This window comes from Oscillospiraceae bacterium, assembly GCA_025757985.1.
In the GTDB taxonomy this organism is placed as follows: domain Bacteria; phylum Bacillota; class Clostridia; order Oscillospirales; family Ruminococcaceae; genus Gemmiger.
The window spans coordinates 1,034,299-1,056,563 of the sequence record CP107210.1 but is presented as its reverse complement, the minus strand read 5'-3'; the positions used below and the strand labels follow the sequence as shown (position 1 = coordinate 1,056,563).

At 60.2% G+C, this 22,265-nt stretch carries 21 protein-coding genes and 1 tRNA gene; 17 read left to right on the top strand and 5 right to left on the bottom strand.

Features of this window, described 5'->3' with window-relative positions; genetic code table 11:
* The first annotated feature begins 212 nt into the window (after positions 1 to 212).
* From OGM67_05350 to fucO, 12 genes are all read left to right on the top strand, one after another.
* Complete coding sequence (locus OGM67_05350; protein UYJ35741.1) at positions 213 to 605, top strand: DUF2798 domain-containing protein; 393 nt, start codon at positions 213 to 215, stop codon at positions 603 to 605.
* Entirely contained in the window at positions 587 to 751 is a 165-nt protein-coding gene (locus OGM67_05345; protein UYJ35740.1) for a hypothetical protein, read from the top strand. Before OGM67_05350 ends, OGM67_05345 begins: the two co-directional genes overlap by 19 nt.
* Positions 752 to 962: 211 nt before the next feature.
* Positions 963 to 1,295, top strand: coding sequence for a hypothetical protein (locus OGM67_05340; GenBank protein UYJ35739.1), 333 nt, complete (start codon positions 963 to 965; stop codon positions 1,293 to 1,295).
* Positions 1,292 to 2,350, top strand: coding sequence for a V-type ATPase subunit (locus tag OGM67_05335; GenBank protein UYJ35738.1), 1,059 nt, complete (start codon positions 1,292 to 1,294; stop codon positions 2,348 to 2,350). Before OGM67_05340 ends, OGM67_05335 begins: the two co-directional genes overlap by 4 nt.
* Positions 2,351 to 2,541: 191 nt before the next feature.
* The gene (locus tag OGM67_05330; protein ID UYJ35737.1) at positions 2,542 to 4,458 is read left to right on the top strand and encodes a hypothetical protein; all 1,917 of its coding nucleotides are present in this window, start codon (positions 2,542 to 2,544) and stop codon (positions 4,456 to 4,458) included.
* Between the two features lie 149 nt (positions 4,459 to 4,607).
* A complete protein-coding gene (locus OGM67_05325) occupies positions 4,608 to 4,982 on the top strand; it encodes an ATP synthase subunit C (GenBank protein ID UYJ35736.1) in 375 nt (124 codons plus the stop codon).
* A gap of 4 nt (positions 4,983 to 4,986) precedes the next feature.
* Positions 4,987 to 5,292, top strand: a complete 306-nt coding sequence (locus OGM67_05320) for a V-type ATP synthase subunit F (protein ID UYJ35735.1) — start codon at positions 4,987 to 4,989, stop codon at positions 5,290 to 5,292.
* Between the two features lie 11 nt (positions 5,293 to 5,303).
* Positions 5,304 to 5,894, top strand: a complete 591-nt coding sequence (locus OGM67_05315; GenBank protein UYJ35734.1) for a V-type proton ATPase subunit E — start codon at positions 5,304 to 5,306, stop codon at positions 5,892 to 5,894.
* A gap of 11 nt (positions 5,895 to 5,905) precedes the next feature.
* Positions 5,906 to 7,660 carry a V-type ATP synthase subunit A gene (locus OGM67_05310; GenBank protein UYJ35733.1) on the top strand — a complete coding sequence of 585 codons (1,755 nt, stop codon included), beginning with the start codon at positions 5,906 to 5,908 and terminating at the stop codon, positions 7,658 to 7,660.
* Between the two features lie 15 nt (positions 7,661 to 7,675).
* Positions 7,676 to 9,064, top strand: coding sequence for a V-type ATP synthase subunit B (locus tag OGM67_05305; protein UYJ35732.1), 1,389 nt, complete (start codon positions 7,676 to 7,678; stop codon positions 9,062 to 9,064).
* 174 nt (positions 9,065 to 9,238) lie between these two features.
* Positions 9,239 to 9,862: a V-type ATP synthase subunit D gene (locus tag OGM67_05300; protein UYJ35731.1), complete on the top strand. Its 624-nt coding sequence runs from the start codon at positions 9,239 to 9,241 to the stop codon at positions 9,860 to 9,862.
* A gap of 175 nt (positions 9,863 to 10,037) precedes the next feature.
* A complete protein-coding gene (gene fucO / locus OGM67_05295) occupies positions 10,038 to 11,186 on the top strand; it encodes a lactaldehyde reductase (protein UYJ35730.1) in 1,149 nt (382 codons plus the stop codon).
* A 326-nt stretch (positions 11,187 to 11,512) separates the two neighbouring features.
* Here fucO and lepA read toward each other — a convergent pair whose 3' ends face one another.
* The 5 genes from lepA to OGM67_05270 all read right to left on the bottom strand — a co-directional run bounded on the left by lepA (position 11,513) and on the right by OGM67_05270 (position 16,973).
* Complete coding sequence (lepA, locus tag OGM67_05290) at positions 11,513 to 13,321, bottom strand: translation elongation factor 4 (GenBank protein ID UYJ35729.1); 1,809 nt, start codon at positions 13,319 to 13,321, stop codon at positions 11,513 to 11,515.
* Positions 13,321 to 14,502 carry an alanine racemase gene (gene alr / locus OGM67_05285; GenBank protein ID UYJ35728.1) on the bottom strand — a complete coding sequence of 394 codons (1,182 nt, stop codon included), beginning with the start codon at positions 14,500 to 14,502 and terminating at the stop codon, positions 13,321 to 13,323. Before alr ends, lepA begins: the two co-directional genes overlap by 1 nt.
* Before the next feature lie 55 nt (positions 14,503 to 14,557).
* Positions 14,558 to 15,868: a chloride channel protein gene (locus OGM67_05280; GenBank protein ID UYJ35727.1), complete on the bottom strand. Its 1,311-nt coding sequence runs from the start codon at positions 15,866 to 15,868 to the stop codon at positions 14,558 to 14,560.
* Positions 15,869 to 16,120: 252 nt separating this feature from the next.
* A tRNA-Pro gene (locus tag OGM67_05275) sits at positions 16,121 to 16,193 on the bottom strand.
* Positions 16,194 to 16,277: 84 nt separating this feature from the next.
* Positions 16,278 to 16,973, bottom strand: coding sequence for a conjugal transfer protein TraX (locus OGM67_05270; protein ID UYJ35726.1), 696 nt, complete (start codon positions 16,971 to 16,973; stop codon positions 16,278 to 16,280).
* A gap of 139 nt (positions 16,974 to 17,112) precedes the next feature.
* Between OGM67_05270 and OGM67_05265 the strand changes: the two genes are divergently transcribed.
* The 5 genes from OGM67_05265 to OGM67_05245 all read left to right on the top strand — a co-directional run bounded on the left by OGM67_05265 (position 17,113) and on the right by OGM67_05245 (position 22,142).
* Positions 17,113 to 17,850, top strand: coding sequence for an AzlC family ABC transporter permease (locus tag OGM67_05265; protein ID UYJ35725.1), 738 nt, complete (start codon positions 17,113 to 17,115; stop codon positions 17,848 to 17,850).
* Positions 17,843 to 18,142: an AzlD domain-containing protein gene (locus OGM67_05260; GenBank protein ID UYJ35724.1), complete on the top strand. Its 300-nt coding sequence runs from the start codon at positions 17,843 to 17,845 to the stop codon at positions 18,140 to 18,142. Before OGM67_05265 ends, OGM67_05260 begins: the two co-directional genes overlap by 8 nt.
* A gap of 232 nt (positions 18,143 to 18,374) precedes the next feature.
* Positions 18,375 to 19,130, top strand: coding sequence for a DeoR/GlpR family DNA-binding transcription regulator (locus tag OGM67_05255; protein UYJ35723.1), 756 nt, complete (start codon positions 18,375 to 18,377; stop codon positions 19,128 to 19,130).
* Positions 19,127 to 20,038, top strand: coding sequence for a 1-phosphofructokinase (gene pfkB / locus OGM67_05250; GenBank protein UYJ35722.1), 912 nt, complete (start codon positions 19,127 to 19,129; stop codon positions 20,036 to 20,038). Before OGM67_05255 ends, pfkB begins: the two co-directional genes overlap by 4 nt.
* A gap of 178 nt (positions 20,039 to 20,216) precedes the next feature.
* The gene (locus OGM67_05245; protein ID UYJ35721.1) at positions 20,217 to 22,142 is read left to right on the top strand and encodes a fructose-specific PTS transporter subunit EIIC; all 1,926 of its coding nucleotides are present in this window, start codon (positions 20,217 to 20,219) and stop codon (positions 22,140 to 22,142) included.
* The last annotated feature ends 123 nt before the right edge of the window (positions 22,143 to 22,265 follow it).

Below are 22,265 nucleotides of genomic sequence, written 5' to 3'. Positions count from 1 at the left end.
GACACATGCGGCGTTTTGTACCAAAATGACGCGGCAAAACGGAGAAATATTTTATACAAAGTGCAGAAATTTGTGCAGGGGTATTACATAAGCGGAAAATTTGCGGTATACTGACTCCACTTTCCAACGCAGTGAGACAACAGCCGCAGGGCGTCGCAACGAGTTGAGCGACACCCTGCGGCTGTTTTTTGTTTGGAGAAAATAACATACATATGAGGAGTAATTGCAATGCCGCAAACAAAGAAACAGGAATCGTTTACACCGTCATGATGGTCTGCGTCATGGTCTACGGGATGGTCTGCTACAATATCGCACTGGATGTGGGCGGGATGCAGAATTTCATCTTCGCCGCTGCCCCTCAGCGAGCTGCCATCATGGGCGTACATCGGCTTCCTGCTGGATACCTTTCTGGTCGGCCCCGCAGCCATACGCATCGCTATGGGTTGGTTCACCCCCGGCAAGGACAAGCAGGTGTTCCTGATTGCCGCATCTCCTGCCTGTCCGCGTGGATGATGTGCCCGCTGATGAGCTTTTTCGCCACGCTGTTCTTCAAGGACAGCCATAACGCGAACTTTTTTGCCATCTGGTGCAGACCACGGCGCTGAACTATCCCGCAGCCTTCCTGTGGCAGCTGTGCGGCGCAGGCCCGCTGGTGCGGTTCGTGTTCGGCAAAGGGCTGGCCGCCCATGAAAAAGCAGTGAGATCGATTTCGCAAAACATCGACAGAAAAAACACAAACCTATTTTTGTAACAAATAAAACTGCACAAAGACCACTTGCTATATTTGGTCATAGTGCTATAATTACGGCTGAACCTGAAAGTTGGGTGTACCTATTTATATAAATAAACAGGCTGCATCCGGCGGCGGTCAGGGGACTGACCGCCCTACGCCCGCAGCACCCCTACGGTTTATGGGTGGCTACAATTCTCAGGTAAAGCTCTCAAAGAGTGAGGTGCATTGCATGAAAGATGTGAACGACCTGATGCAGGCTATTTTGGAGATGGATGCCGCCCAGCGAAAGGTCAGTGAAAAGGCCAAGCTGGAACGCACGGCCCGGCTGGCCGCGCTGGACGAGCAGAAGCAGAAGATCATTGCGGAGTGTGACGCCCGCGAAAAGGCAGCCTGCGAGGCCGCCGCCAAGGCTGCCGAGCAGGGCAACGCCGCCGCCCTTGCTGCGCTGGAGCAGCAGTGCCAGCAGGCTGCCGAGGCCATGACCGCCGCCGCCCGGAGCCATGAAGCTGAATGGTGCGCAGCGCTTGTACAGCGCACCCTGAGCGGGGAGGCCGCACAATGACGAAGGCAAGCAATGCCTCCGGCAATGCGGTGCTGGCCAAGGCGCGGGCGCTGTACGGCCGCCGCCTGCGGGCAGAGGATTACCGCCGCCTGATGGGCTGCCGCACAATGTCTGAGCTGGCCGCCGCCCTCAAGGAGCAGCCGCTCTACAGCGCGGCGCTGGCCGATGTCAACCCCCAGTACGCCCGCCGCGCCCAGCTGGAAAGCCTGCTGCGGCAGAGCCTGTACACCCGGTATGACAGCCTTTGCCGGTATGACCGCAGCGCAGGCAGCAAGGTGTATGAATACTTTACCCTCTGCTGTGAGGTGGACGAGCTGACCGCCGCGATGCGCTGCCTGGATGCGGGCCGCCCGGGTGATTACCTGTTCCGGCTGCCTGAGTTCATGCAGCAGCGCTGCTGCATCGACCTGTACGCCTTGGCAAAGGCAACGAGCCTCGATGGCATTTTGGCTGCTGTGGCCGGTACGCCGTGGGAAAAGGTTCTGGCACCGCTGAAAACCGCCAAGCCTGACCGCGGCCTGACCGCTCAGGCCGAGCCGCTTTTGCAGGATCGCCGCCACAAGGCGCTGGTGGCGCTTGCACCGATGGGGAAGGGCACAAGCGCTGCGCCTACGCTGCGCGACCTTGTGGAACTGGAGTGCGACACCTCCGCCGTCTCGAACGCCGCACGGCTCATCCGCATCAGCGCGCCGGATTCGGTGGTGCGCACGAACGCCCGCCGCGACTGCACGGCCCTGACCGCCGCCGAGTGGGAGTACCTTCTGGCAGCTCGGGACCTTGCGGAGTTCAAGGCACGGTTCGCCAGAACGAAGTACGGCCCGCTGCTGGGCCACCACGAATACAGCGTGCTGAAGGAGGGCTTCTTCCACTACCGCTGCGACTGGTGCAAAAAGTGGCTCCGCTTCTCGACTGACCCGACGCTGGTCATGATGTGTTATGTCTGGCTGGCTCGCTGCGAGGTGCAGGATCTGGACCACATCATTGAGGGCGTGCATTACAAGCTGCCGCCCGAGGAGCTGAAGCCGCTGCTGGTCGGGTTTGATGAGAACGATTGATTCTTAAACTTGCCTCTCTGTAAGAAATTGCACGGTAGGGGCGGGGCTCTGCTCCGCCCGTGGCCGTTTTGCCGTGTGTGGCTTTCCCGGAAAGGAGCGGCTGCGTAAAGCTGGCGGGCGGAGCAGAGCCCCGCCCCTACGAAGCGGCAAAAGACCGGAGAGGGGCAAGGTTGCTAAGGAGTGTGAACTGATTGGTTGAAAAGATGAAACTGGTGCGGGTGCAGGGCACGATGCCCCAGCTGAACGAGTTTATCGGCTCGTGCTGCATGGACGGACGCTTTGATCTTGAGCCTGCTACCAGATATATGTCGGAATCGCTGGGGTACGGCGCTCTGAACGAGGAGAACCCCCACACCGCGATCCGCGACCAGATCGAGACGATGGCTGAGGAAGCCAACATAGAGCTGCACGAGGGGCAGCAGCACAGCGACCCGGTGGACGAGGAACAGCGCGGTTTCCTGAGCGACCTGCTGGAGAAAATCGACGACCTGTGCGCAGAACGCAAAGTTCTGCTCGACCAGAAAAAGCTTTGCGAGGACGGCATTGAACAGTACAGCCATTTTACCGGGCTGAAGGTCAATGTTGATGATATTCTCGGCTGTGCCCATGTCAAGGTCCGGTTCGGCTTTCTGCCGACCGAGGGCTATAACAAGCTGATGAACAACTACGGCGATGACCCGTATATCCTGTTTACCCCCTGCAGCCAGACCAAGGCCGGTTACTGGGGCGTCTACATGACCCCGCGCGAGAAGGCACTGGAAACGGACGGCATCTTCTCGATGCTGTACTTTGAGCCGGTACATGTGCCCGGTGCGGCGGGCTCGCCCGAGGAAATCATCACCCACTTCAAGGAAAATCTCGATGTCGTCAACCGCAGTGTTGATGATGTGAACGGCCGCATTGCCGCTCTGTGGCAGCAGAACGCCGATAAGGTGCAGCTGCTCTACAACACGGCCTGCTACTATGCCGCTGTGTATGATCTGCGCCGCATGGCTGCGGTCAAGGGCCAACACTTCTTCTGCGTCGGCTGGGTCCCGGCGTCGGAGGTGGACGAGGTCGCGGGTAAGGCCCGCGCCGTCAAGGGGCTGCGCGTCACGGTCGATGGGCCGGAATCCGCCGGCAAGATGACGCCCCCCACCAAGCTGAAAAACCCGTGGTGGAGCCGCCCTTTTGAGTTTTTCGTCGAAATGTACGGTCTGCCCGCCTACGGCGAGACAGATGTCACCGGCTTTGTAGCGATCACATTCACCGTGCTGTTCGGCATGATGTTTGGCGATGTCGGGCAGGGCATTGTGCTGGCGCTGTTCAGCACCTTTATGTGGAAGGTCAAGCACAATGACCTGTTCCATCTGATGATCCCCTGCGGCATTTCGAGCACGATCTTTGGCCTGGTCTACGGTTCTCTCTTTGGCTACGAGGAGGCCCTCGACCCGCTCTACCATGCCATTGGCATGGCGGGCAAGCCCGTTTCGGTCATGGATTCCATCACGGGTATCCTGATGGTGGCTGTCTACATCGGCATTGTTCTGGTGCTGGCGGCTATGGCCCTGAACATGTACACCCACGCCCGCCACAAGGAGTGGGGCGAGTTCATCTTCTCGCCCAACGGCCTTGTCGGCATGGTGACCTACCTGTGCGGCGTTGATCTGGCATCCGCTTATATGGGCGCGGTCACATTCCTGCCGCAGGCGGCTGCCGTCATCGGCATGGTGGCCGGTCTGATTCTGCTGCTGTTTGCCGAGCTGCTGGCCCCGATGGTCGAGGGCAAGCCTTGGCAGCCTGCGGGCGGCATGGGCAACTACCTGATGCAGAGCGTGTTTGAACTGCTGGAAACGGTGCTGAGCTACCTTTCCAACACGATCTCCTTCCTGCGCGTGGGCGCGTTCGTCATTGTCCACGCCAGCATGATGATGGTCGTCTTCACGCTGGCCGGTACGCCCAACAACATCGTGGTCGTCATTCTGGGCAACATCGTGGTCATCTGCCTCGAGGCGCTGCTGTCCGCCATTCAGGGCATCCGTCTGGAGTTCTACGAGATGTTCAGCCGCTGCTACAAGGGCGGCGGCCGCAAGTTCGTGGCGTTTGATTTGAAGAAAGCAAAAGCGTAAGATGCGCCGTAGGGGCCGGATATGTCCGGCCCGCAACCATCCCACAATCGGACGATAGAATCGAAGCCGCGGGCCGGGCATGCCCGGCCCCTACAAAAGCGCCTGACAAAAAGGCGCGGATACAATAAAAAATTACGGAGGGTTCCATTATGAAAACCAAGTTCAGCAAACTGTTCGTTACCATCCTGATCGTGGCTGCCGTTACCTGCTGCGGTGCGCTGGGCGTCTTTGCCGCCGATGATACCGCCGATACGGCTGCCGCCGCTTCTTCTTCCGAGACTGTCAACACCGACAATGACCACAACTCCTCCCTGAGCATCGGTCTGGTCGCGGCCGCACTGGCCACCGGCCTTGCCGGTATCGGCGGCGGCATGGCCGTTGCCTCCGCTGCCCCCGCTGCCATCGCGGCCAACAGCGAGAATGAGAAGACCTTCGGTAAGAGCCTGATCTTCGTTGCTCTGGGCGAGTCCATTGCTCTGTACGGTCTGGTCATCTCGATCATGATCCTGTCTAAGCTGGTGTAATGCTATGCGGTTCTTTCTCATCAGCGACAACTCCGACGCCATGAACGGCCTGCGTCTGGCGGGCATTGAGGGCACCGTAGCCCGCAGTGAGGCCGATCTGCGCCATGCGCTGGCCGATGCCGCCAACCAGCCGGACATTGCTGTGCTGCTCGTCACAGAGAAGATCGCCGAGACTTACACAGCCACGCTGGACAGTGCCCGCGCTGCCGGTGGACCGCTGCTCATTACCGTGCCTTCCACCGGCGGCGGTGCTGCCGGTAAGGACCGCCTGACCCGCTATATCCGCGAGGCCATCGGCGTGAAGATTTGAGAGGTGTGACCATGAACGAATTAGATACCCGCGCCGAGCGCTTTCTGGAGTCCATCCGCGCCGAGGGCGAGGCTGCCTGCGCTGCCATCCGTGAGGAGACCGAGCGCGAAGTCACCGGGCGGCTGGACGAGACCCGCCGGGCGGAGAATGCCCGGGTGGAGCGCACCCTGCGCTTTGAGACCGAGCGCGCGCGCACCCGCGCCAACCGTGACCTGAGCGCCGCGCGCATGGCGGCCCGCGCCAAGCTGGCCGACCAGCGCCAGAAGATCGCGGACGAGACCTTTGCCAAGGCAAAGGCGCAGTTAGCGGATTTTGCTGCCAGCGACAAGTACGCTGCTTGGCTGCAGACCGAGGCCGCCGCACTGGCCGAGGCGCTGGGGGAGAACGCCAACCTTTCCGTCCGCAGCATCGACCTGCCGCTGCTCAAGGGCGTCAAGCTGCCCGCAGGCACGACACTTACGGCCGATGACAGCATTGAGCTGGGCGGCCTGAAGGGCGCGAACGCCGCCAAGGGGCTGGCTGCCGACGACACGCTGGCAGCACGGCTTAACGCCCAGCACGAGTGGTTCTTGGAAAACGCCGGGCTGGAGATCAATATTTGAGGGGCAAAGCAATGGAAAATAAAATTTACAGCATCAACGGCCCCGTTGTCACTATCAAGGGCAAGACTGACCTCGAAATGATGGAGATGGTCTATGTCGGCAAGGCCCGCCTTGTCGGCGAGGTCATCCGCATGAACGAAAAGGAGACCACCATTCAGGTCTATGAGGAGACCGGCGGCCTGAAGGCGGGCGAGCCTGTCGAAAGCACGGGCGGCCCGCTGTCGGTAACGCTCGGCCCCGGTATCCTGCGCAACATCTATGACGGTATCCAGCGCCCGCTGCCCGCCATTGAAAAAGATATGGGCAGCTTTATCGAGCGCGGCGCGCATGAGCCGTCCCTTGATGAGCAAGCCAAGTGGGATGTGACCGTCACTGTCAAGGCAGGGGATACCCTGACCCCCGGCCAGATCTACGCCACCTGCCCCGAGACCCCGGCCATCCAGCACCGCTGCATGGTGCCGCCGACGGTTTCCGGCACCGTGACATGGGTTGCCGCTAACGGCAGCTACACCGTCAACGAGCCTGTTGTCAAATTGACCGACGCCAAGGGCAAGGAGCACACGCTGACCCTCTGCCAGAAGTGGCCCATCCGCACCCCGCGCCCGTCTGCCGAGCGCATGACCTCGCCCCGGCCGCTCATCACCGGCCAGCGCGTCATTGATACGATGTTCCCGCTCGCCAAGGGCGGCGCAGCGGCCATCCCCGGCGGCTTCGGCACCGGCAAAACGATGACCCAGCACCAGATCGCAAAATGGTGCGATGCGGACATCATCATCTATGTCGGCTGCGGCGAGCGCGGCAACGAGATGACGCAGGCGCTGCAGGAATTCAGCGAGCTGGTCGATCCCCGTACCGGCAAGAGCCTGATGGATCGTACCGTGCTGATCGCCAACACCTCCAACATGCCTGTTGCCGCGCGTGAGGCATCCATCTACACCGGCATTACGCTGGCTGAGTATTACCGCGATATGGGCTACCACGCCGCCATGATGGCAGACTCCACCTCCCGCTGGGCCGAGGCCCTGCGCGAGATCAGCGGCCGTCTGGAGGAGATGCCTGCCGATGAGGGCTACCCGGCCTACCTGCCGAGCCGTCTGGCGGAGTTCTACGAGCGCGCCGGTTATGTCAAGACGCTGAACGGTGCGGAAGGTTCTGTCTCCGTTATCGGTGCTGTCAGCCCGCAGGGCAACGATTTCTCGGAGCCTGTCACCCAGAACACCAAGCGCTTTACCCGCTGCTTCTGGGCGCTGGATAAGTCGCTGGCCTACGCCCGCCACTATCCCGCTATCAACTGGAACGACTCCTACAGCGAGTACCTCGGCGACCTCGGCGGCTGGTACTACGACAATGTCGGCCACGACTTCATGTCCTGCCGTGAGCGCATCGCCAACCTGCTGCTGCAGGAGAACAACCTTATGCAGATCGTCAAGCTGATCGGCTCTGACGTGCTGCCCGATGACCAGAAGCTGACGATCGAGATCGCCCGCGTTATCCGCGTCGGCTTTTTGCAGCAGAACGCTTTCCACGCTGTGGACACCTATGTCCCGCTGGAAAAGCAGCTGAAGATGATGGAGACCATTCTGTACCTGTATGACAAGTGCGCTGCGCTCGTTGCCAAGCAGGTGCCGGTCAGCCGTCTGCTGGCCACCGGCCTGTTTGACGAGCTGGTGCAGATGAAATATACCGTGCCCAACGACGATTTTGCCAAGCTGGATGAGCTGCAAAAAGCCATCGATACCAAGCTGGCCGCCGTGGCCCAGGGCTGATGAGGAGGGAACAACATGATTCTGGAACATATCGGACTTTCCCAAATCAACGGCAGTCTGGTCGTGCTGGACGACGTCAAGGGCGTGCAGTATGACGAAATGGTCGAGCTGCACCTCGACGACGGTTCGACCCGCGTCGGTCGTGTCGTCCGTGTGGACGGTGACCGCTGCGTCATTCAGGTGTTCGAGGGTACGCGCGGGCTGAGCCTTGTCAACAACCGCACGGTCATGACCGGCCACCCGATGATGATGGACTTGAGCCCCGAACTGCTGGGGCGTGTGCTGGACGGTCTCGGCCGCCCGATTGACGGCCTTGGCGACATCTACCCTATGGCCCGCCGCGATGTCAACGGCGCGCCCATCAACCCCGTAAGCCGTGTTTACCCCCGCAACTACATCCACACCGGCATTTCCTCCATCGACTGCTTGGCCACGCTGATCCGCGGCCAGAAGCTGCCGATCTTCTCCGGCTCCGGCATGAAGCATAACGAGCTGGCCGTCCAGATCGTCAAGCAGGCCAGCGTGGCCGATGGCTCGGACTTCGCCATCGTCTTTGCCGCCATGGGCGTCAAGAACGATGTGGCTGCATACTTCCGTGAGAGCTTTGAGAGCTGCGGCGCGATGGAGCGCGTTGTCATGCTGCTGAACCTTGCCAATGACCCGATCATCGAGCGTATCATCACCCCGCGTGCCGCGCTGACGGTGGCCGAGTATCTGGCCTTTGACCTGAATAAAAATGTGCTGGTCATCCTGACCGATATGACAAGCTACTGCGAGGCCCTGCGTGAGTTCTCGTCCTCCAAGGGCGAGATCCCCGGCCGAAAGGGCTTCCCCGGCTACCTGTATTCTGATCTGGCCAGCCTGTATGAGCGGGCCGGCATCATCAAGGGCAGCAAGGGTTCTGTGACGCAGATCCCGATCCTGACGATGCCCGGCGATGACATCACCCACCCGATCCCTGACCTGACCGGCTATATTACCGAGGGTCAGATCGTGCTGGACCGCGGTATGGACGCCACGGGCCTGTACCCGCCGGTATCCGTGCTGCCCAGCCTGTCCCGTCTGATGAAGGACGGCATCGGCGCGGGCTATACCCGTGAGGATCATGTCACCCTGTCGAACCAGCTGTTCGCCTGCTACGCCAAGGTGCAGGACGCCAAGGCGCTGGCGAGCGTCATCGGCGAGGAGGAGCTGTCCCAGAGCGATAAGCAGCTGATGGCCTTCGGCCGTGCGTTTGAGCAGGAGTTTATCGGTCAGGGCAACACTGACCGCACGATGGAGCAGACGCTCGACCTCGGCTGGGAGCTGCTGGCTGCGCTGCCCCGCAATGCGCTGGATCGCTGCGATGCCGAAACGCTGGATAAATACTACGAGCCGGCCAAGGCGAGAATCAGTAAAAAGTAACCCCAAAGCCTTCTCCCCATGGGGGAGAAGGTGCCCCCGCAGGGGCGGATGAGGGGAGAGCGTGCGGGGAATGCCCGTAGACGGGTGATAATGGCACACTCGGCCCTCATCAGTCACCTTCGGTGACAGCTTCCCCCCGCAGGGGAAGCCAAAGCAGTATAAAAGGAGTACCCAATGGCACAGCAGGTTTTTCCTACAAAATCTAACCTGATGGCGACCAAGCGCAGTCTGGCGCTGGCCGCGCAGGGCTATGACCTGATGGACCGCAAGCGCAATATCCTGGTGCGCGAGATGATGCAGCTGATCGACCGTGCGGCAGGTATACAGGACCGCATCTCGGCGGCCTATGCCGAGGCCTACGAGGCCCTGAAAAAGGCCAATATCATGTTGGGCTCTGTCGGCGGCTATGCGGCCGGTGTGCCGGTGGAGCGCGGTGTGCAGCTCAGCACCCGCAGCGTTATGGGCGTGGAGCTGCCCACCCTCAAGCTGAACACCACCTCGCCGCTGGGGCTGTACTACGATCTGGAATCGACAAACGGCACCCTCGATGTGGCCTACCTCAAATTCAATGAGGTCAAGACCCTGACGGTCGAGCTGGCAGAGGTCGAGATCAGTGTTATCCGTCTGGCCGAGGCCATCCAAAAGACCCAGAAGCGCGCGAACGCCCTCGGCAATGTGCAGATTCCGCAGATGCAAAGGACGATCAAATCCATTGATGAGGTGCTGAGTGAGCGCGAGCGTGAGGAATTCAGCCGCTTAAAGGTCATCAAGGCGCAGAAAGAGAAAGAAGAAGCGTGACCCTTGCGGGTGCGCTGTAGGGGCGAGCATTGCTCGCCCCTACTTTTTTGCTGTAGAATTTTCACAAAGTCCGCGCTACTTTTCCAAATGGCGCTGTCAAAAAAATAACGGTATAATAGGCTTGAAAGCTGAAATCATCGGCCAAAAGCCGATACAATAAAAGGAGAGAATTTCTATGGCAAGTCGTATTGTTCTGAACACGATCTCTTATCACGGCCACGGTGCGATCGAGAATATCGTTCCCGAGCTGACCTCCCGCGGTTACAAAAAGGCTTTTGTCTGCTCTGACCCCGATCTGATCAAGTTCGGCGTCACCAAGAAGGTCACCGACCTGCTGGATGCCGCCGGTTTTGCCTACGCTGTCTACAGCGAGATCAAGCCCAACCCCACCATCCAGAATGTTCAGGACGGCGTTGCCGCCTTTAAGGCTGCCGAGGCTGACTGCATCGTGACCATCGGCGGCGGTTCTTCCATGGACACCGCCAAGGCTATCGGCATCATCATCAACAACCCTGAGTTCGCCGATGTCCGCAGTCTTGAGGGCGTAGCCCCCACCAAGAAGCATGCGGTCTTTACCATCGCCGTGCCCACCACCGCCGGCACCGCTGCCGAGGTCACCATCAACTATGTTATCACCGATGTCGAGAAGAAGCGCAAGTTCGTCTGCGTTGACACCAACGACATCCCCGAGGTCGCAGTTGTTGACCCCGATATGATGTCCAGCATGCCCAAGGGCCTGACCGCCGCCACCGGCATGGACGCCCTGACCCACGCCATTGAGGGCTACATCACCAAGGGCCACTGCACCATCTCCGATATGTTCCATCTGGAGGCCATCAAGCTGATCTCTGAGAATCTGCGCGGTGCCGTGCAGAACACCCCGGAGGGCCGCGAGGGCATGGCTCTGGGCCAGTACATCGCCGGCATGGGCTTCTCCAATGTCGGTCTTGGCATTGTTCACAGCATGGCGCACGGTCTGTCTGCCCTGTATGACACCCCCCACGGTGTTGCCTGCGCCATCATCCTGCCCACCGGTCTGGAGTACAACAAGGCTGCCGCCGGTGAGCGTTACCGCGCTGTCGGCAAGGCTATGGGCGTGAAGGACATCGACGAGATGAACGACGCCGAGGCCGCCGATGCGACGATCGCCGAGGTCAAGAAGCTCTCTGCCGATGTCGGCATCCCCGCCAACCTGAAGGGCATCCTCAAGGAGGAGGATGTTCAGTTCCTGGCTGAGTCCGCCTTTGCCGATGCCTGCTGCCCCGGCAACCCCCGCGACACGAATGTCGAGGAGATCAAAGAGCTGTACCGCAGCCTGATGTAATTTAGTATTACATAATTTAAGAGGGTATCTGCTGAAATGGCAGGTACCCTCTTTTTGTTATTGCACTGTAGGGGCCGGGCATGCCCGGCCCGCAGCCTTCCCGTAAAATCGCTTTTGCCGTAAGGTTGCGGGCCGCACATGTGCGGCCCCTACAGAGCGGCAAAATTTGCAGGGCACGGCGGCGGGATAATATAAGTAGGGGAGGCATTCATGCCTCCCGGGGTGTTGGCGTTGCCGCAAACCTCCCGGGAGGGATAAATCCCTCCCCTACAAATATTTGGAATTTTTCGCCGAGGCCTTTTTGTAAAAAGGCCGGAAAACCCCCGTTAAGAATCCGAATCCAGCTTCAGCACGGCGGTGAATGCCTCGCTCGGCAGGGTCACGCTGCCCAGCTGGCGCATCTTCTTTTTGCCTTCCTTCTGCTTTTCCAGCAGCTTCTTCTTACGGGTGATGTCACCGCCGTAGCACTTGGCCAGAACATCCTTGCGCATGGCCTTGACCGTCTCGCGGGCAATGACCTTGCCGCCGACAGCGGCCTGCACAGGAATCTCAAACAGCGCGCGGGGGATATTCTCCTTGAGCTTTTCGCAGATGCGGCGGCCCTTGGCGTAGGCATTGTCGGCAAATACGATCATCGACAGTGCGTCCACGACCTCGCCGTTGAGCAGGAAATCCAGCCGGACGAGCTTGCTCTCGTGCCAATCCTCCCACTCATAGTCGTAGCTGGCGTAGCCGCGGCTGCGGGATTTGATCGCGTCAAAGAAGTCATAGACGATCTCGCCAAGCGGGATCAGGTAGTGCAGGTCCACGCGGGTCTCGTCCATATATTTCATGTCCACCAGCACACCGCGCTTCGTCTGGCACAGATCCATCAGCGGGCCGACATAGTCGTTGGGGGTGTAGATGTGGGCGTTGACGAACGGCTCCTCCTGCTTGACGATGCGGGTCGGGTCTGGATAGGCGGAGGGGTTGTCAATGATCTCTACCGTGCCGTCGGTCAGTGTCAGCCGGTACTGGACGCCGGGAGTCGTGGTGATCAGGTCGAGGTCGAACTCGCGCTCAAGACGCTCGGTGATGATCTCCATGTGGAGCAGGCCCAGAAAACCGCAGCGGAAACCAAAGCCCAGCGCCGCACTGGTCTCCGGCTCAAAGGTCAGGCTGGCATCGTTGAGCTGCAGCTTCTCCAGCGCGTCCTTCAGGTCGGGATAGTCCGCGCCGTCGGCGGGGTAGATGCCGCAGAACACCATCGGCGTCACGGTGCGGAAGCCGGGCAGCGGCTCCGGCGTGGGGTTGGCCGCCAGCGTGACGGTATCGCCGACGCGGGTGTCGCGCACCGTCTTGATGCTGGCGGTCAGATAACCGACCTCGCCGGCCTCCAGCTTGTCGCAGGGGGTCAGGCTGGTCGCACCCATGTGGCCGACCTCGACAAGCTGGAATTCGGCACCGGTGCTCATCAGGCGGATGGTATCGCCGGGCCGGACGGTGCCCTCAAAGATGCGCACATAGACGATAACGCCCTTGTAGCTGTCGTAGATGGAGTCGAAGATCAGCGCTTTCAGCGGCGCGGCGGGGTCGCCCGTGGGGGCGGGGATGTCCTTGGCGACACATTCCAGCACATCTTTGACGCCGATGCCCAGCTTGGCGGAAACACGGGGCGCCTCCATGCAGGGCAGGCCGATGACATCCTCGACCTCTTTGGCAACGGCGTCCGGGTCGGCGCTGGGCAGATCGATCTTGTTCAGGATGGGCACGACCTCCAGGTCATGGTCAAGCGCCAGATAGCAGTTGGCCAGTGTCTGGGCCTCCACGCCCTGGCTGGCGTCCACCACCAGTACGGCACCCTCGCAGGCGGCCAGACTGCGGCTGACCTCGTACTGAAAGTCCACATGGCCCGGGGTATCAATGAGGTTGAACTCATAGGTTTCGCCGTCATCGGCCTTGTAGCGCATCGTCACGGCGCGGGCCTTGATCGTAATGCCGCGCTCCTTCTCAATGTCCATATTGTCCAGCACCTGATCGGTCATGGTGCGCTTGTCAACGCTGTCGGTCAGCTCCAGCATACGGTCGGACAGGGTGGATTTGCCGTGGTCGATGTGGGCAATAATGCAGAAGTTGCGGATGTTTTTGCGGGCCATCAGGTTTCCTCCAAATCGTTCCAGATCTCGCAGATCTTGCCGTTCTCTTTGTATACGCGGGGCACGCGGCGCGCCAACCCGCAGACAATTTCGTAGTTGATGGTCTGGGTCTTGGCCGCAATGGTGTCGGCGGTGTCGCCGCCGCCCGGGCCAAAGACTGTGACCTCGTCGCCCATCTTGACGTCGGGAATGTCCGTTACATCGAGCATAGTCTGATCCATGCAGACGCGGCCCACCACGGGGGCAGCGTGGCCGTGTATGTTCATGACGCCAAGCCCGCCGGACAAACGGCGGGGGTAGCCGTCGGCGTAGCCTACGCAGACCGTGGCAACGCGCATCGGGCGCTCGGCTGTGAAAGTGCGCCCATAGCTCACGCTCTGGCCGGGCTGCAAGTCCTTGACAAAGGTCACAACGCATTTCAGCGACATGACCGGCTGCAGGGCAGGAAAGCGGACGTCGTCGCTGGGGTCAAGCCCGTACAAAATGATGCCCGCGCGGGTCATATCGTGCCGCCACTCGGGGTGGCGCAGCTGCGCGGCCGAGTTGGCACAGTGTACGGTGCCGGTGGCAAAGCCATCGGCCTGCAAACGCGCTACCACTCTGGCAAACAGCGCATGCTGCTCATCGGTGTAGGCGGTGTCCGCAGGGGTGTTGCTGTCCGCCACGGCAAAATGCTGGAACACGCCGCAGATATCCAGCCCCGGCAGGGTGTACAGGGCTTCCAGCTCGTGGATCGTTTCATCAAACCCGGAACGCACCGCAAAGCCAATGCGGCCCATGCCGGTGTCGATTTTCAGGTGTACCTTGGCCTGTACGCCCGCCTTGACGGCGGCAGCGGAGAGTGCCTGCGCGTACTCGGTGGAAAAACAGGCCGTGGCTATGTCATTTTCTGCCAACACTGCCGCATAGGACGGGTCAGCAAAGCCCAGAATCAAAATCGGTTTTGTGATGCCGCTGCGGCGCAGGTGCCGTCCCTCGCCCAAGCTGCTGACGGCAAACGCCGCCGCACCGGCCTGCTGCAAGGCATGGGCGATGGTCGTGTCGCCGTGGCCGTAAGCGTCAGCCTTGACAACGGCACAGATATCGCCACCTACCGCGCGGTGGATATATTCAAAATTGCTGCGCAATGCTGTCAGGTCGATCTCGGCCCAGCAGTGCTTTTCCAGTGCAAGTCTACTCATAAACGCCCATCCCTCCATAACACTTAATTATACCATGGAAACAGCGTTCCCGCAACTAATTTTCGCCGTCATCGTTTGTGGTAAAATGCTTGGCATCCGTCTCGGACCAGCGGCCATGGACCCGCTGCACACCAACGATCCGCAGCTTGGAGTGCAGAAAGTGCTGCTCACGGTAAAGGCTGAAATAACTCGAGAGCATGTAGGAAACGGCACAGGCCAGTGCAAACAGGGAGATGCACTGCCCGCCAAAGACCTCGATCGCCAGACAGATGGACGCCAGCGGGCTGTTGGTGCAGCCGCAGAACAGCGCAACCATGCCCAGCGCAGCGCCCAGCTGCGGCGGCAGACCCAGCAGCGGCGCGGCCACGCAGCCAAAGGTCGCCCCGGTGAAGAAGATGGGAACGATCTCGCCGCCCTTGAAGCCTGCGCCCAAGGTCAGTGCGGTGAACAGCATTTTTAGCAGGAACGCATACGGCACGGCCTCGCCGTTGATGGCGGCCTCGATGACGGCGGCACCGGCGCCGTTGTAGTCGGTCGTGCCGAGCAGCTTTGTCAGCGCCAGAATCAGCACGCCGCCCGCCGCAACGCGCAGATAGGCGTTGGGCAGAAATTTTTTGTAGAGCTTGGGCGCTGCATGCAGCAGCTCGCAGAAGAAGATGCTCAACGCGGCCAGCAGCGCTCCCAGCACGATGACACGCACAAGATTCAGCGGCGTTGCATCGGCCCCGGCCTGCAGCACAAAGGCCTCGGGCGCATGGCCCATCTGCCCGCTGATAAAGACGCCCAGCAGCGCCGAGAGCAGGCAGGGGAGCAGTGCGGCGTACTGCATCGAGCCGACATCCACGACCTCAAGCGTAAAGATGGTGGCAGCCAGCGGCGTGCCGAAGATGGCCGAGAACGCACCCGCCATGCCGCACATCGTCATCAGGCAGCAGTCGTGGTTTTCCAGATGCAGCGCCTTGCCGAGCTGCCCGGATACCGAGCCGCCCAGCAGCAGCGCGGCACCCTCGCGGCCGCTGGAGCCGCCGAACAGATGGGTCATGACGGTGGAGGCGAAGATCAGCGGTGCTGTGCGCAGGGTCAGGGGCTTATGCTCCCGCACGGACACAAAGACCTGATTGGTCGAGCCGCCGCCGTCCGGGTCAAGATGCTCGTACAGAAATACGATGACAAGGCCCGCCGCAGGCAGCAGATACAGCAGCCACGGCTGCGCGGCGCGGGTGGCGTTGGCCCAGTTCAGAGCCAGCCCGAACGCCGCCCCCAGCGGCCCCACAACACAGCCGACCAGCGCGGCCAGCGCCAGCCATTTGGCACAGACAAGCAGATACCCGGCGGCACTGCGAAGATGACGCTTGATCCTTTCCATAAGCCCTCCCGAAAAAAAGAGAAATTTGAAATTATTATAGCTTTTTTGCAGGGAAAACACAACAGGAAATACTGCACAGGAAAGGGGTAAAATACGGCTTTTCTGCCATGCAAATAAAAACGCCCGCTCTGCATTTTCATGCAAAACGGGCAATGGAGTGTGAAGCACCAGCTTCGACCGTCTGGAAATCATAGAAGTTGCTTTTCCATGGCTTACAGACAGGGGTTGTATTGTAGGCTCACACTCTTAGTATCGAGGTGACAGGACTCGAACCTGCGGCCTCGTGGTCCCAAACCACGCGCGCTACCAACTGCGCAACACCTCGTTCTTATAGCTTACCTATTATAATACACGAAGGGTGCAGGCGTCAAGCCCCAACAGCGGTAGGCTGCGGCGCATACGGAAAATATCACGCAAGGAGGCGGAGAAGCCCCAGAATCAACAGATGGGTGGGATAAAACGCATAGAAAAACCACTTATAAAAGGTGCGGCCCCTGACGGCCCGCTTTCCGTTATAAAGGTACAGGATGACGAAGCCGGACACTAAGACCGGCATTGCGCAGCCGAGGGCATCTGCCAGAGAACCGCTGCCCAGCCCGGCCATGCCGCCGTACAGCAGCGCCGCTGCGGCAAAGGCGGCTTTTTTGCGCGCGGGTGTGTCCTTTGCCCACGAGAACAGCAGCGTAAAGATGGGCGCCAGTAAGGCCCAGTCACAGAAAAGAGAGGCGCAGATCAGCAGGACAATACAGACGCCGCGCAGCACACGGTCGTGTACCGTCTCCTGCACCAGCAGCACCAAAAAGCAGAGCAGCAGCGTGAACAGCATATTGAGCTGCACAAACCCCGCCATGCCGTAGTCCGGAAAAGCCAGCTGGTAGGGCAGCTGCGAAAGAAGTGCAAAAACCAGCAGCCGTGCAGCGTAGTTCCGCTTGGAGCGGGTGTAGCCGTAGCCCTCCACAAGGAAATAGCACATCGTCACAGCGGTAAAGTAGCCGATGAACAAAAACAGGTTCGTCAGCGGCTGCCCAGCGGGCAGAAGGGCGTTTGCAATGTGATTGAGCAGCATGGTGAACATGGCAAGCATTTTGATGGCGTCGCGATTCATGGAAAAGACCCCCTTCACTTTCATTGTAGAGTACGAGGCAGCAGGGGTCAACATTGCAAAGCAGAAAAAATTTGCGCAGCCCTTTCTTTTCCCTTGGCCCTGCGCTATAATAAAATCCGGTGAAAGGAAGGTATATAAGATGAAGGAATCCATACAGTTCAGCCGCAGGGTATTCTGTGACGGTATACGGGACGGGTTTCCGATTGCGCTGGGATATTTTGCGGTTTCGTTCTCACTGGGCATTGCGGCCCGGAATGCGGGCCTGACGCCGATGCAGGGCTTTTGGGCCAGCCTTTTGAACAATGCCTCGGCGGGGGAGTATGCGGCTTTTACGCTGATCGCCGCCAAGGCTACCTATCTGGAGGTGGCCATCATCACCCTGATCGCCAACGCACGGTATCTTTTGATGAGCTGTGCGCTGGCTCAGCGCTTTTCGCCCGAGACGCCGTTTTTTCATCGGCTGCTCATCGGGTACGATGTCACGGATGAACTGTTCGGCATCACGATTGCGAGGCCCGGATACTTAAACCCCTGCTACACCTACGGTGCGATCCTGCTGGCAGCCCCGGCGTGGGCGATCGGCACGGCGCTGGGCATCGTGGCAGGCAACGCCCTGCCGCTGCGGGTCGTCAGTGCGCTGAGCGTGGCGCTTTACGGTATGTTTCTGGCCATCATCATTCCCCCGGCGCGCAAGGACCGCGTTGTGGCGGCGCTGGTGCTGCTCAGCTTTGTGCTCAGCTTCGCCTGCAGCTACCTGCCGGGCGTTGCGGCCCTGTCTGACGGCACCCGCACGATCCTGCTGACGGTGCTGATCTCCGGCGCAGCGGCGGTGCTGTTCCCGGTGCCGGCACAGGAGGAGGTGGGCGACAATGAATAACTACATTTACATTGCCGTTATGGCGCTGGTATCCTACGCCATCCGCATCCTGCCGCTTACGCTGATCCGCAAGCCTATCAAAAATCGCTTTATCCAGTCGTTTTTGTACTATGTGCCCTATGTGACGCTGGCGGTCATGACCTTCCCGGCCATCATCCGCGCTACCCAGACGCCGATCTCGGGTGCGGCTGCTCTGGCAGCAGGTATCATCGCAGCATGGTGCGGTGCGGGGCTGTTCCCTGTGTCGGTCATCTGCTGCGCGCTGGTGTTTGTCATTGAGCTGTTTGTGTGAGCTGAATCAGCAGCAGGAAAGACTGCTTTTCAACACGCGATGCCTCCCTCACAGAGGGAGGTTTTTTGTTTTGTGCAGGATGCACAAAATACAACCATGATTTTTGGTGAGCGAAAATGACCGAAACTGATTGATTTTGACGCGATGTGTGGTATAATACAGATACAATCAACCAGAAAACATCACAAAACACCAAAAACGGTCAGGCATAAGACCGGGAAAGGAGCTGCTTATGTTAGCAGAAGAACGCTTTGCACTGATTTTAGACCTTCTGGCAGAAAAACGCACTGCCACCGTTCAGGAGCTCTGTGAGGCGCTGAACGCCAGTGAATCCACCATCCGCCGCGATTTGACCGAGCTTGACCGGCAGGGCCGGCTGAATAAGGTCCACGGCGGCGCAACGCTGCCGAACGGCCAGTTTTTGGCGGACGAGCCGACGATGGCTGCCAAGGAGTCGCTGGCCGTCAGCCAGAAGCAGAGCATCGCCGAGGCAGCGGCAGCGCTGATCACTGCTGAGGATTTCGTCTATGTTGATGCGGGCACCTCAACGCTTGCGATGGTCCGGGCGCTGAACGGCCCCGCACTCGAGGCGCATTATGTGACCAACGGCATTGCCCATGCGCGGCTGCTGGCGCAGAAAAGCTGCCATGTCTGCTTGCCGGGCGGGCTGCTGCGCCCCAGAACCGAGGCCATCATCGGCGCAGCGGCTGTCACGGCGCTGCAGCAGTTCAATTTTACCAAGGCATTTATGGGGGCCAACGGCGTGGCGATGGAGGCGGGCTTTACGACCCCTGACCCCGAGGAGGCCGCCGTCAAGGCCGCCGCGATCCGCCGCGCCCGGCAGATTTGGTTCCTGACGGATGATTCAAAGTTCGGGCGTATCTATCCGGCCGTTATCAGCGCGCTTGGCGATGCTGCGATCCTGACCAATCGCTGCCCTGATCCGAAATACGGCCAACTGACACTTGTAAAGGAGACAGAGCGATGATCTACACCGTAACCTTCAACCCGGCAATCGACTATGTTGTGCGGCTTGACAGAGAGCTGCGGGTCGGCGATGTGAACCGCGCCAGAGGAGAGGACTGCGTGCTGGGCGGCAAGGGCATCAATGTATCCGGTGTGCTGGCACAGCTTGGCTGTGAGAGCGTGGCGCTCGGCTTTGTGGCGGGTGAGACCGGCGCTTGGCTGGAGCGCGGCCTTGCTGCGCAGGGGCTGAAAACCGATTTCGTCCGCCTTGCAAAGGGGATGACCCGCATCAATGTCAAAATCAAGGCGGGGCAGGAGACCGAGCTGAACGGTGCCGGCCCCGACATCCCCGAGGATGCAATGCGGGCGCTGGAGGAAAAGCTTGACCGCCTGCAGCAGGACGATATTCTGGTGCTGGCAGGCAGCATTCCCGCAAGTCTGGCGCAGACCACCTATGAGCGGATTCTGGCCCGGCTCGAGGGCCGCGGCGTCCGCGCGGTCGTGGATGCCACCCGCGACCTGCTCGTGAATGTGCTGCGCTACCGTCCGTTCCTCATCAAGCCGAATAACCATGAGTTGAGCGAAATCACCGGTGTAAAGCTGACCACCGACAGGGAGATCGCAGCGGCGGCAAAGATGATGCAGGATAAAGGTGCGCGCAATGTACTCGTAAGCATGGCAGGGGACGGCGCCCTGCTGCTGGATGAGCAGGGGGGCGTGCACCGCATCGGCTGCCCCAAGGGCAAGGTTGTCAACAGTGTCGGCGCAGGGGACAGTATGGTGGCCGGCTTTGTGGCGGGCTACCAGCAGAGCGGCGGAGATTATGAGGCTGCGCTGCGTCTTGGCACCGCCTGCGGCAGTGCCACCGCGTTTAGTCTGGGTCTGGCGACAAAGGCGGACATTGATAAGCTGCTCAAGACGATGGAGTAGGCCGTGACTTGTAGGGACTGATGCAAGTATCCGCCCCCCTACAAAGACGCGCCGCACCGTAGGGGCCGCACATGTGCGGCCCGCAACTTGGCCATAAATGCGCATTTCCCATAAAGCCGAGGGCCGGGCATGCCCGGCCCCTACACCTCAATAGAAACAAGCGAAGGAGAACTGTCTTATGCGTATTACGGAACTGTTCACTGCGCAGTCCATCGCGCTGGATGTCGCAGCCCCGGATCAGGCTGCCATCATCGACAAGCTCGTTGATCTGCAGGCGACCCACGGCAACATCACCGACAAGGACGCCTACAAAAAAGCCCTCTATGCCCGCGAGGCCGAGGCATCCACCTATGTGGACAACGGCATCACGGTGCCCCATGCCCGCACGGCCTGTGTCACACGGCCCAGCCTGGCGGCCCTGCGCCTGAGCGAGCCGGTGCAGTATAATGCGGACGATGACGGCAAGACGGACCTGCTGTTTGCGATTGCCGCACCGGAAAACGGCAGCCTGCACATCGACATGCTGGCCCGTATGATGCAGATGCTCATGAACGAGGATTTTGTTGAGAAGCTGCGCGCCGCCAAGACACCTGCCGCCTTCCTTGATGCCATTGACGCACAGGAGGACGCCCAGTTTGGCGAGGAGAGCTTTACCGAGCAGGAGATCCCCCAGAACGGCTACCGCGTGCTGGCCGTGACGGCCTGCCCCAACGGTATTGCCCACACCTACATGGCGGCCGAGGCCCTGACCAAGACAGGGGATAAGCTGGGCCTGCCCACCAAGGTCGAGACCAACGGCTCTGACGGTGCAAAGAATATTTTGACGGCCGAGGAGATTGCCGCCTGTGACGGTATCATCATTGCGGCGGACAAAAATGTTGAGACCGCCCGCTTTGACGGCAAGCCGGTGCTGTTTGCCCGCGTGGATGACGGTATCCATAAGCCAGAGGAGCTGATCAAGAAGATCGCCCACGGCGAGGCCCCCATATTCCATGCCAAGGGCGGCGCGGCGCAGAGCCAGAGCGCGGGCGGTGCCGGCGACACGGTGGCACACAGCCTGTACAAGCACCTGATGAACGGTGTTTCCCACATGCTGCCCTTTGTGGTGGGCGGCGGCATCATGATCGCGCTGGCCTTCCTGCTCGATGATTACAGCATCAACCCGTCCAACTTCGGCATGAACACCCCGGTGGCCGCCTTCTTCAAGACGGTAGGCGGCGCGGCGTTCGGCTATATGCTGCCGATCCTTGCGGGCTTTATCGCAATGTCCATCGCCGACCGTCCGGGTCTGGCGGTCGGCTTTGCGGGCGGCGTGCTGGCAATGAACGGCACAAACTTTGCGGGGCTTGCTTCCGGTGATACGACCGGCATCTCCGGCGGTTTTCTCGCGGCGCTGCTGGCCGGCTTTGCGGCGGGCTACATTGTGCAGTTCCTCAAGAACATCACTGAGAAGCTGCCCACCAGCCTGAACGGTATCCGCCCGATGCTGATCTACCCGCTGGGCGGTATTCTGGTCATTGGTCTGGTTATGTGCGGCATCAACCCGCTGATGGGCATCATCAACACGGCCATGAGTGACTGGCTGAACGCGCTGGGCGGCAGCTCCAAGATCCTGTTGGGTGCGATCGTAGCCGGTATGATGAGCGTGGATATGGGCGGCCCCTTCAACAAGGCAGCCTATGTGTTCGGCACGGCGGCGCTGGCCTCCGGCAACTATGAGGTCATGGCGGCGGTCATGGTCGGCGGCATGGTCCCGCCCATCGCAATCGCGCTGTCTACCACCTTCTGCCCCAATAAGTGGAGCCCCGATGAGCGCCGCAACGGCATCGTCAACTATGTCATGGGCCTCTGCTTCGTCTCCGAGGGCGCAATCCCGTATGCGGCCACGGACCCGCTGCGTGTTTTGCCCAGCTGCATTATCGGCTCGGCTTTGTCCGGTGCGCTGTCCATGGTGTTCGGCTGCGCGCTGCGCGCCCCGCACGGCGGTATCTTCGTATTCCCGGTTGTTGACCACGCACTGCTCTATGTGGTGGCCCTCGCCGCAGGTTCCGCTGTCGGCGCGGTGATTTTAAGCCTGCTTAAAAAGGACTACACCGCAGAATAAACTTGTATATGGCAAAGGCCGCTCTCAAATGGGAGCGGCCTTTTTTGTGCAGGGATGCCTTATACAAAAGCTGCCCCCGCCACAAAGGGCAGGGGCAGAAAACAGAGCGGTAAAAGAGTTTGT

Bases quoted from the DNA above. Each gene is read 5' to 3' on its own strand.
- OGM67_05270 (UYJ35726.1), bottom strand. From the start codon at position 16,973: ATGAATCGCGACGCCATCAAAATGCTTGCCATGTTCACCATGCTGCTC.
- lepA (UYJ35729.1), bottom strand. From the start codon at position 13,321: ATGGCCCGCAAAAACATCCGCAACTTCTGCATTATTGCCCACATCGAC.
- OGM67_05260 (UYJ35724.1), top strand. From the start codon at position 17,843: ATGAATAACTACATTTACATTGCCGTTATGGCGCTGGTATCCTACGCC.
- fucO (UYJ35730.1), top strand. From the start codon at position 10,038: ATGGCAAGTCGTATTGTTCTGAACACGATCTCTTATCACGGCCACGGT.
- OGM67_05320 (UYJ35735.1), top strand. From the start codon at position 4,987: ATGCGGTTCTTTCTCATCAGCGACAACTCCGACGCCATGAACGGCCTG.
- OGM67_05335 (UYJ35738.1), top strand. From the start codon at position 1,292: ATGACGAAGGCAAGCAATGCCTCCGGCAATGCGGTGCTGGCCAAGGCG.
- OGM67_05315 (UYJ35734.1), top strand. From the start codon at position 5,304: ATGAACGAATTAGATACCCGCGCCGAGCGCTTTCTGGAGTCCATCCGC.
- OGM67_05300 (UYJ35731.1), top strand. From the start codon at position 9,239: ATGGCACAGCAGGTTTTTCCTACAAAATCTAACCTGATGGCGACCAAG.
- OGM67_05325 (UYJ35736.1), top strand. From the start codon at position 4,608: ATGAAAACCAAGTTCAGCAAACTGTTCGTTACCATCCTGATCGTGGCT.
- OGM67_05280 (UYJ35727.1), bottom strand. From the start codon at position 15,868: ATGGAAAGGATCAAGCGTCATCTTCGCAGTGCCGCCGGGTATCTGCTT.
- OGM67_05350 (UYJ35741.1), top strand. From the start codon at position 213: ATGAGGAGTAATTGCAATGCCGCAAACAAAGAAACAGGAATCGTTTAC.
- OGM67_05340 (UYJ35739.1), top strand. From the start codon at position 963: ATGAAAGATGTGAACGACCTGATGCAGGCTATTTTGGAGATGGATGCC.
- OGM67_05265 (UYJ35725.1), top strand. From the start codon at position 17,113: ATGAAGGAATCCATACAGTTCAGCCGCAGGGTATTCTGTGACGGTATA.
- OGM67_05305 (UYJ35732.1), top strand. From the start codon at position 7,676: ATGATTCTGGAACATATCGGACTTTCCCAAATCAACGGCAGTCTGGTC.
- alr (UYJ35728.1), bottom strand. From the start codon at position 14,502: ATGAGTAGACTTGCACTGGAAAAGCACTGCTGGGCCGAGATCGACCTG.
- OGM67_05255 (UYJ35723.1), top strand. From the start codon at position 18,375: ATGTTAGCAGAAGAACGCTTTGCACTGATTTTAGACCTTCTGGCAGAA.
- OGM67_05310 (UYJ35733.1), top strand. From the start codon at position 5,906: ATGGAAAATAAAATTTACAGCATCAACGGCCCCGTTGTCACTATCAAG.
- pfkB (UYJ35722.1), top strand. From the start codon at position 19,127: ATGATCTACACCGTAACCTTCAACCCGGCAATCGACTATGTTGTGCGG.
- OGM67_05245 (UYJ35721.1), top strand. From the start codon at position 20,217: ATGCGTATTACGGAACTGTTCACTGCGCAGTCCATCGCGCTGGATGTC.